The organism is Helicobacter pylori SA221C (assembly GCF_000476855.1).
GTDB classification, from domain to species: domain Bacteria; phylum Campylobacterota; class Campylobacteria; order Campylobacterales; family Helicobacteraceae; genus Helicobacter; species Helicobacter pylori_DK.
Map to the genome: position 1 here is coordinate 60,281 of NZ_CBPT010000007.1, position 9,426 is coordinate 69,706.

General features: G+C 38.5%; 9 protein-coding genes and 1 pseudogene. 2 read left to right on the top strand and 8 right to left on the bottom strand.

Annotation, left to right across the window (positions count from 1 at the left end; all coding sequences use genetic code 11):
• Positions 1-39: 39 nt before the first annotated feature.
• The 7 genes from QU01_RS04840 to QU01_RS08445 all read right to left on the bottom strand — a co-directional run bounded on the left by QU01_RS04840 (position 40) and on the right by QU01_RS08445 (position 5,149).
• The gene (locus QU01_RS04840; RefSeq protein ID WP_033762607.1) at positions 40-471 is read right to left on the bottom strand and encodes a DUF1104 domain-containing protein; all 432 of its coding nucleotides are present in this window, start codon (positions 469-471) and stop codon (positions 40-42) included.
• Positions 472-849: 378 nt separating this feature from the next.
• Complete coding sequence (locus QU01_RS04845) at positions 850-1,710, bottom strand: outer membrane protein (RefSeq protein WP_033762609.1); 861 nt, start codon at positions 1,708-1,710, stop codon at positions 850-852.
• 199 nt (positions 1,711-1,909) lie between these two features.
• Complete coding sequence (rplT, locus tag QU01_RS04850; RefSeq protein ID WP_033762610.1) at positions 1,910-2,260, bottom strand: 50S ribosomal protein L20; 351 nt, start codon at positions 2,258-2,260, stop codon at positions 1,910-1,912.
• 95 nt (positions 2,261-2,355) lie between these two features.
• Complete coding sequence (gene rpmI / locus QU01_RS04855; RefSeq protein WP_001125542.1) at positions 2,356-2,550, bottom strand: 50S ribosomal protein L35; 195 nt, start codon at positions 2,548-2,550, stop codon at positions 2,356-2,358.
• Positions 2,531-3,142 (bottom strand): translation initiation factor IF-3, encoded by a 612-nt coding sequence (gene infC / locus QU01_RS04860; RefSeq protein WP_033762611.1) that lies wholly within the window; start codon positions 3,140-3,142, stop codon positions 2,531-2,533. Before infC ends, rpmI begins: the two co-directional genes overlap by 20 nt.
• Positions 3,139-4,977, bottom strand: coding sequence for a threonine--tRNA ligase (thrS, locus tag QU01_RS04865; RefSeq protein WP_033762612.1), 1,839 nt, complete (start codon positions 4,975-4,977; stop codon positions 3,139-3,141). The genes infC and thrS overlap by 4 nt, the downstream gene beginning before the upstream one ends.
• Before the next feature lie 40 nt (positions 4,978-5,017).
• Entirely contained in the window at positions 5,018-5,149 is a 132-nt protein-coding gene (locus tag QU01_RS08445; RefSeq protein ID WP_001871589.1) for a hypothetical protein, read from the bottom strand.
• 185 nt (positions 5,150-5,334) lie between these two features.
• Between QU01_RS08445 and ppsA the strand changes: the two genes are divergently transcribed.
• Positions 5,335-7,761: a pyruvate, water dikinase gene (gene ppsA / locus QU01_RS04875; protein WP_033762613.1), complete on the top strand. Its 2,427-nt coding sequence runs from the start codon at positions 5,335-5,337 to the stop codon at positions 7,759-7,761.
• 113 nt (positions 7,762-7,874) lie between these two features.
• Positions 7,875-8,894 (top strand): annotated as a pseudogene (locus QU01_RS04880) (DUF874 family protein); the annotation flags it as partial.
• Here the strand turns inward: QU01_RS04880 and QU01_RS04885 are convergent.
• A partial coding sequence (locus QU01_RS04885; protein ID WP_195743085.1) for an HNH endonuclease occupies positions 8,856-9,426 on the bottom strand: 571 nt, incomplete at its 5' end. The pseudogene QU01_RS04880 and the gene QU01_RS04885 sit on opposite strands and share 39 nt — an antisense overlap.

The window sequence follows — 9,426 nt, forward strand, 5'->3', positions numbered from 1 at the left end:
GTTTTACAAAAATCAAAAAAAGTTAGCACATCCTAAGCGCTAATGCTTATGATGGCTTGGTTTTTTCCCTTTTTTCCCTTTTTTCTCATGATCGTGAAAAGGGCCTTCGCATGCGCAATCATGCAAATCTAACCCTTCTTCACGATACTCTTTCATGGTCATTGTTTTCTTTTTGTTAGCAATCACTTCAAGGATTTCTTTTTTACGCTTGTTGCGATCTTCTTGGCTTAAAGAAGCTAAATTCTTATCCATCGCTTTCTTAAAATCCGCTTTATAACTTCTACGATCTTCTTCTTTCATCGCCGCTAATCGCTTATTGACTTCCGCACGAAACTCCGGGACTTCGCTAGGAGCAACTTTCCCTGCTTGCTCTAATAGTTGCTGATTATCCATGCTCTTAAAATCACTCGCATTCAAAAAAAGCCCCAAAAAAGTCCCTGTAAATAATAAAGAAACCGCTAATTTTTTCATCAAACGCTCCCAATTCAAAAATAAAATGAAATCACAAGGATTTTACCACCTACTCCATTAAAAATAACTTATATTCCTTATTCTCATCAAATATTGATAAACCTTATTTATTAATACTCTTTAATTTTTTTAAAAAATGGGATAAAAACTATCGCTTGATGATAATCAAACTCTTTTGTTATTTGATTTTAAAAATCTTTGCTATTTGTTGATCAGACAAGTCGCTTGCAACGACTGATACCATGCTTTTGCGGGTTTGTAATAACGCTGTGATAATGTTTTAAATAACGGCTTTGGCGTAAGAAAAGAAAATCATAAAAGGCCATAAAGAGCAAAAGCCCTTTTCTATACCCCCCCATAAATTAACCCTAAAACACCTTAAAAGCTTACAATGTAACGCCAATAAAAGGCATAGGGGCGGTGAAAGGTGAATTTATAAGTAACCCCTTCAGGAACATTATCCGCACTAGCGGTATAATAATTGTTGCGAATGGTTTGGATTTTCAAGCCAATTTCAAAACCTTGGTGTTTAGTGCCTAAGCGGATCCCGCCATTCACTAAGACCTGGAAATTTGAAGGGTGGAAACTCCCTCTATATTCTTCAGCTAAGTCCTTAAAATAATAGTTTGTTGGACCCCAAGAGGTGCCACCGATCGCAACACCCAAGAAAAACCCAAAATGCAAGTTCTCACGATTGAAAATAGCCGGGTTAAACAACACATCTGTGCCAGCCCCATAGCCAAACATGAAACTTTGAGAACCCTTGCGAGCGTCTCTCATGCCATAATCGTTATAAGTGTAATACTTATAATAAGAGCTTGCAAAATCAAAGAATCCGTAATAACGCATTCCAAATTGTGGGGCTTTCTTGAAAAAATGCTTATACCCTACAACAAACCCAAAACCATTGATAGCGTATTGTTGGTTGCTTAAGCCCTTATACCCACGAGTCCCTAGAGCACCATGGGTAAGCCCTCCTGTGGGGTTTGACGCTGTGGGCATGTTAGGCGTATTAGAGCCATAAGCCCCACTTTGATTACCATTACAATTCCCATGGGAACAATTTTGAGCGGTAGTGCTGAGCATACCCAACTGGTAATCAATCCCTATAAAAGCAGCATTTCTTTCACCTTTTTTGGTAGGGCTAGTCTTAATAGCTTTTTCTTGCTTAGGGGTCTCTGCTGACAACAAGCCTGTCATTGCTAGAGAGATAGCACCTACTATAACAGATTTCTTCATGTATTCCTTCCTTCTACATTTTCTCTACTTGAGTTCTAAATGCTACATTCTACTATAAAATTGCTTTCTTTTTGATTAAATATAGCGATTGAATGAGAATAAATTGAAACAAAAATCAATTTTAGGAACTTTTTAGTAAAAAGTCCTAAATCCTCTCACCTTTTTTAGACTAAAACTAAAACCTAACAGCCAATAGAGATCAAAGATGCTCTTTCACGCTCTCTAACACGCTCTTAAAAGCTTGCATGTCATTCATCGCCATGTCTGCTAAAACCTTGCGGTCTAATTCAATATTAGCCGCTTTTAAGGCATGCATGAAACGCGAATAACTTGTTTCGTGCATCCTGCAAGCCGCATTAATCCTTACCACCCACAAACTCCTGAACTCTCTTTTCTTTTGTTTGCGATCCCTAAAGGCGTAATACATGCTCCTTTCAAGCTGTTCTTTAGCCTTTCTAAAATGCTTTCTTCTGCCACTATAAAACCCTCTAGCGAGTTTTAAGACTTTTTTATGGCGTCTTCTGCGCACAACGCCTGTTTTAACTCTCATTTCTTTACCTTTCTTTTTAAAATATTTTTAGGTGCGTTTTTTCAAACGACTTTCCCTTAAATAAGGGGATTAACTCCACTTTCTAATGAGCATTCCTAAGCCCTGCAAAGCAACGACATGACAGAATGCGCGTTAGTGTGATGCACATGTTTTGGCGCGTTTAAATTGGCTTTACGCTTAGGGCTTTTTTTAGTCAAAATATGGCTTTTAAAAGCACTGCCACGCTTAATCAAGTTCTTTTTAACTTTAAAACGCTTAGACGCGCCGCGATTAGTCTTCATTTTTGGCATGATTTTCTCCTTTCATAAGGTTAATACGATTAAAAGGCGGGTTATTTTCTTTGGTTTTCTTTTCGTTTTTGGGGGTTTCTTTAGCCTTAGGCACAAACATCCATGAAACGAAACGCCCCTCGGTTTTTGGCTCTTTTTCAGGGTTGGCTAAATCTTCCATCATCGTTTGGACTCTAAAAAGCACATCAAGCCCGGCTTTTGAGTTTTGACTCTCCCTACCCTTTAAAACCACTTTGAATTTGACATGCTTATTGGATTCAATAAATTCTCTCGCATGCTTGACTTTGTAGTTAATATCGTTTTGTGCGATTTGAGTGGAAAGTTTGATCTCTTTGATTTCAATTTGCTTTTGCTTTTTTTTGGCTTCCTTGATTTTCTTTTCATTTTGGTAGCGGAATTTATTATAATCCATCACCTTACACACGGGAGGTTTCGCGCTCGCTGAAATCAAAACCAAATCCAAACCTAAATTTTGAGCGATATTGAACGCTTCTTTGGAAGAAATGATCCCATACACTTCGCCATTATCGCCCACGCAACGCACTTCTTTAAAATTAATATCTCCGTTTAACAACACTTCATTTCTACTCAAAAACTAACCTCTTGCATCTTAGATTCAACCATGTTTAAAAACTCCTTTAAGGGCATTTTATATTGAGCTTGTTTTTCTCTGTCTCTAATGGATAAAATTTCTGTTCCCACTTCTTCGTTCCCTAACACTAAAATCATAGGGATTTTTTGCTTTTCGGCTGAGCGCACCTTTTTATTCAAGCTGTCATTTTTATCCAACACTTCTACAAAAATATCGCGCTTTTTTAGTTCCTCTTTTAATTTCAAAGCAAAAACATGATGCTCTTCGTTAATGGGAATGAGAGCGATTTGAGTGGGCGCGACAAAGAAAGGGAAATTCCCCCCAAAATGTTCGCTCAAAATCGCAATAAACCTTTCAAACGAGCCTAAAATCGCTCTGTGGATCATCACCGGCTGTTCAGCGTGATTATGCTCATTAGTGAAAGCGAGCTTGAAGCGTTCAGGCAAATTCATATCCACTTGAATCGTGCCGCACTGCCATTTACGCCTTAAAGCGTCAGTGATTTTAATGTCAATCTTAGGCCCATAGAAAGCCCCTCCCCCTTCATCAATCTTATAATCAATGCGGTGCTCTTTTAGGGCTTCTTTTAAAGCGTTAGTGGCCTTTTCCCAAACTTTATCATCGCCTATGGATTTAGCCGGCCTTGTGGATAATTCCATTTCATAACTAAAATCAAACGCTTGCATGATCTTATGCGTAAAATCTAAAATCGCGCTCACTTCGCTTTGGATCTGTTCAAAAGAGCAAAAAATATGCGCATCATCTTGGGTAAATTCCCTAACCCTTAAAAGCCCATGCAACACGCCGCTTTTTTCGTGCCGATGCACCACGCCGTATTCATAAAACCTTAAGGGCAAATCTCTGTAGCTGTGCAAAGCGCTTTGATAGACTTTAATATGCCCCACGCAATTCATAGGCTTTATGCCGTATTCTTGCTCATCAATCGTGGTGAAATACATGTTTTCTTTATAGTTGTCATAATGCCCGCTGATTTTCCACACATCGCTCTTTAAAATCTCAGGGCCTTTAACCGGCTCATAGCCTCTTAAAAGTAACGCTTGACTCAATAAATCTTCAATGCGCTTCCTAAGCCTTGCCCCTTTAGGCAACCATAAGGGTAAGCCCGCCCCTATCTCATCATCAAAACTAAAAAGCCCTAGCTCCACGCCTAGCTTTCTGTGATCTCGTTTTTTCGCTTCTTCTATTTGGAAAAGATAGTCTTTTAATCCCTCTTTGGTGGCAAAAGCAATGCCATAGATTCTAATGAGCATTTCATTGTTTTCATCGCCACCCAAATAAGCCCCAGCCAGTTTAGTGAGCTTGAAATGGTTTAAAAAACGGGTGTTTGGGAGGTGCGGTCCCTTACACAAATCTTCAAACTCGCCTTGTTGGTACACACCAAACGCATCGCCACTGATTTTACTCATGACCGCATGCTTTAATTCATCACCCTTAAAACGCTCCAAGGCTTGCTCTCTGGTTAAAACCTCTTTAGTGATAGCGAGCTTCAACTTCACAAACTCTTTCATTTTCGCTTCAATTTTAGGCAAATCCTCTTCGCTGATTTTTGAAGCGGTTTTAAAATCGTAATAAAACCCCTCTTCTACCACAGGGCCTACAAAAAATTTCGTATCCGGATAAAGGGCTTTCAAGCTTTGTGCGAGCAAATGCGCGCATGAATGCCTGATCACTTCTAAAGCCAAAGGCGAATCATCAAAATATATCGGCTCTGTCCCTTTTAACGCTTTAATCCCATCGCTCAGCCCTAAGACTTTCGCGCTCTCTAAATCTATTATTTGCTCGTCTTTATAAACAGCAATCAGTTCCGCACTCATTCTTTAAAACTTATGTTTCCTTTCTTATAAACCTTAAAATTTAGCAATCTTTTGAGCCAAACCCGCATTGCACTTGCGAATCCACTTTTTCAGCTTTAGGGTCGCTCATAGGCTTTAAACACGCTTGTAAAAATACCATACAAAACAAATTCAACAATAACCGCCTATACAAAACCACCCTTTCTATTCAAAAATACCTAACTAACCGCCCATTATACAATAAAATCATAAACCAAAAAGAATACACCCCTTATTAGAAAGCTTAGAATACAAACTAGCTAAAACTAAAGCTCTATCATGCTATCATTATTATATTTTATGTTTTAAGAGACTTAATGATCATTTTAAGGGAGTTTTGTGCGATATATCAAGTTTTTCAAAGAGTTGAACAATAAGAATGTGAATCTGGTTGGGGGCAAGAACGCTAGCATTGGCGAGATGTTTCAAGAATTAGTGCCAATTGGTATTAAAGTGCCTGATGGCTTTGCGATCACCAGCGAAGCGTATTGGTATCTTTTAGAGCAAGGGGGGGCTAAACAAAAAATCATAGAGCTTTTAGAAAATGTTGATGCCACCGAAATTGATGTGTTAAAAATCCGCTCCAAACAAATCAGAGAGCTTATTTTTGGCACGCCTTTTCCTAGCGATTTAAGAGATGAGATTTTTCAAGCTTATGAGATTTTAAGCCAGCAATATAACATGAAAGAAGCCGATGTGGCTGTAAGGAGTTCCGCTACTGCAGAAGATTTGCCGGACGCTTCTTTTGCCGGGCAGCAAGACACTTATTTAAACATTAAGGGCAAAACAGAATTGATCCACTATATCAAATCCTGTTTAGCGTCGCTTTTTACCGATAGAGCGATTAGCTATAGAGCGAGTCGTGGGTTTGATCATTTAAAAGTCGCCTTGAGCGTGGGGGTGCAAAAAATGGTGCGAGCGGATAAAGGCAGTGCGGGCGTGATGTTTTCTATTGACACCGAAACCGGTTTTAAAGACGCGGTGTTTATCACTTCAGCGTGGGGGTTAGGCGAAAATGTGGTGGGCGGCACGATAAACCCCGATGAATTTTATGTGTTTAAGCCCACTTTAGAGCAAAACAAACGCCCCATTATCAAACGGCAGCTCGGCAATAAAACGCAAAAAATGGTCTATGCCCCAAGAGGTAGCGAACACCCCACCAGAAACATTAAAACCACCAAAAAAGAATGGCAATCCTTTTCATTGAGCGATGAAGACGTGTTGATTTTAGCCAAATACGCCATTGAAATTGAAAAACACTACTCTAAAGAAGCCAAACAATACCGCCCTATGGATATAGAATGGGCTAAAGATGGCGATAGCGGGGAAATCTTTATCGTTCAAGCGCGCCCAGAAACCGTTCAAAGCCAAAAAAGTAAAGAAGAAAGTCAAGTCTTTGAAAAATTCAAATTCAAAAACCCTAACGAAAAGAAAGAGATTATCTTACAAGGCAGAGCGATTGGGAGTAAAATCGGCTCAGGGAAAGTGCGTATCATCAATGATTTGGAGCATATGAATTCTTTTAAAGAGGGCGAAATTTTAGTTACCGATAACACCGACCCAGATTGGGAGCCTTGCATGAAAAAAGCGAGTGCGGTTATCACCAATCGTGGGGGGCGCACTTGCCATGCTGCTATTGTGGCTAGAGAAATTGGCGTGCCAGCCATTGTTGGGGTGAGCGGAGCGACTGATAGCCTTTATACCGGCATGGAAATCACGGTTTCTTGCGCTGAGGGCGAAGAGGGCTATGTGTATGCGGGCATTTATGAGCATGAAATTGAAAGGGTGGAGCTTTCTAACATGCAAGAAACTCAAACAAAAATTTACATTAACATTGGAAACCCTGAAAAAGCTTTCAGCTTTTCTCAGCTCCCTAATCACGGCGTAGGGCTAGCCAGAATGGAAATGATTATTTTAAATCAAATCAAAGCCCACCCCTTAGCATTAGTGGATTTGCACCACAAAAAAAGCGTGAAAGAAAAAAATGAAATTGAAAACCTCATGGCAGGCTATGCTAACCCTAAAGATTTTTTTGTGAAAAAAATCGCTGAAGGCATTGGCATGATCAGTGCGGCGTTTTACCCTAAACCTGTCATTGTAAGAACGAGCGATTTCAAATCCAATGAATACATGCGCATGCTTGGTGGCTCTAGCTATGAGCCTAATGAAGAAAACCCCATGCTTGGCTATAGGGGGGCTAGTCGGTATTATTCAGAGAGCTATAATGAAGCGTTTTCGTGGGAGTGTGAAGCCTTAGCGTTAGTGAGAGAAGAAATGGGATTAACCAACATGAAAGTGATGATCCCCTTTTTGCGAACCATTGAAGAGGGTAAAAAAGTCCTAGAAATCTTAAGAAAAAACAATCTAGAATCCGGTAAAAACGGGCTTGAAATTTATATCATGTGCGAATTACCGGTGAATGTCATTTTGGCTGATGATTTCTTAAGTTTGTTTGATGGCTTCTCTATTGGTTCTAATGATTTAACCCAGCTCACTTTAGGCGTGGATAGAGACAGCGAATTAGTCAGCCATGTCTTTGATGAAAGGAATGAAGCGATGCTAAAAATGTTTAAAAAAGCGATTGAAGCTTGTAAAAGGCACAACAAATATTGCGGGATTTGCGGGCAAGCCCCAAGCGATTACCCTGAAGTAACAGAATTTTTAGTCAAAGAGGGCATCACTTCCATTTCTTTAAACCCTGATAGCGTGATCCCCACCTGGAACGCTGTAGCCAAGTTAGAAAAAGAATTGAAAGACCATGCTTAACCGCGCCTTGATAATAAAGGGGTTGATCTAACTTGAGTGGATTTTTTCGTATTGGTTTCCATTGATATAGTTTTGATAGGTAAGATTGTTTTTAAAAAAAAAAAAGGTTGGTAATGGAATCAGTAAAAACAAGAAAAACAAATAAAGTTGGCAAAAACGCAGAGACAGCTAACACAAAGGCAAATAAAGAGACTCATTTTAAACAAGTGAGTGTCATTACAAATACGCTCCGATCAATTGGTGGGATTTTTACAAAAATTGTAAAGAAAGTCAGAGAGCTTTTCAAAAAACACCCCAAGAAAAGCAAGGTAGCGTTAGTAGTATTAACCCATGCTGCATGCAAGAAAGCGAAAGAATTAGACGATAAAGTCCAAGATAAATCCAAACAAGCTGAAAAAGAGAATCAAATCAATTGGTGGAAATATTCAGGATTAACCATAGCGACAAGTTTATTATTAGCCGCTTGTAATGCTGGTGATATTGATAAACAAATAGAGTTAGAACAAGAAAAAAAGGAAGTTGAAAACGCTAGGGATAGAGCAAACAAGAGTGGGATAGAGTTAGAACAGCAAAGACAGAAAACAGAACAAGAAAGACAAAAGACAAATAAGAGTGGGATAGAACTCGCTAACAGTCAAATAAAAGCAGAACAAGAAAGGCAAAAGACAAATAAGAGTGGGATAGAGTTAGAACAGCAAAGACAGAAAGCAGAACAAGAAAAACAAAAGACAATTAATACACAAAGAGATTTGATTAAAGAACAGAAAGATTTCATTAAAGAAACAGAACAAAATTGCCAAGAAAAACATGGCCAATTGTTTATTAAAAAAGCAAGAATTAAGACCGGTATTACTACTGGCATTGCTATAGAAATAGAAGCTGAATGCAAAACCCCTAAACCTGCAAAAACCAATCAAACCCCTACCCAGCCAAAACACCTTCCAAACTCCAAACAACCCCGCTCTCAAAGAGGATCAAAAGCGCAAGAGCTTATCGCTTATTTGCAAAAAGAGCTAGAATCTCTGCCCTATTCGCAAAAAGCTATCGCTAAACAAGTGAATTTTTACAGACCAAGTTCTATCGCTTATTTAGAATTAGACCCTAGAGATTTTAATGCTACAGAAGAATATAGATTTATGATTAAAACTAGATAGAATGCATTGTCTATCAATTATAAGATTTGATGATGAAGTAATAACAACTACCTCATTATCATTTTTATATTCAAAACTAAATAACCCATTATCAAACATTTTGTGCATCTCATAACTTAAAGCTATGCCATTATTCACGGCAAAAGATCCACCATCTCTATATGGGATAATATGTGCTGCTTCTAACAAACATCTACCATTAATAAATAATGATTTGCCGGTTATGGCACATTTATTATCATAAGCTCTTAAGACACTTTCTCTAAATAGTTGTTGCTTCCCTGCTGGTCTAAAACTATTTTTAGCAGGATAATAATATAAAATATTATTCATGCTAGCATTTAATATATCCACAAAATTGAAATCAACGATCACTTTATGATGACTATCTAGCACTAAAGCTGTTATAAGGAAATTATAGATATATGAAATGGGTTTATTTAATTCTTCTTGCGTTTCCAAATTAAGATCTCTAAAAGCATCTTGATTGTATCGCATAAGCAAAACATCT

What these genes read in the sequence shown, in the direction of transcription:
- QU01_RS04845 (WP_033762609.1), bottom strand. Translation starts at nt 1,710, where the DNA reads ATGAAGAAATCTGTTATAGTAGGTGCTATCTCTCTAGCAATGACAGGC.
- rpmI (WP_001125542.1), bottom strand. Translation starts at nt 2,550, where the DNA reads ATGCCAAAAATGAAGACTAATCGCGGCGCGTCTAAGCGTTTTAAAGTT.
- thrS (WP_033762612.1), bottom strand. Translation starts at nt 4,977, where the DNA reads ATGAGTGCGGAACTGATTGCTGTTTATAAAGACGAGCAAATAATAGAT.
- QU01_RS04840 (WP_033762607.1), bottom strand. Translation starts at nt 471, where the DNA reads ATGAAAAAATTAGCGGTTTCTTTATTATTTACAGGGACTTTTTTGGGG.
- rplT (WP_033762610.1), bottom strand. Translation starts at nt 2,260, where the DNA reads ATGAGAGTTAAAACAGGCGTTGTGCGCAGAAGACGCCATAAAAAAGTC.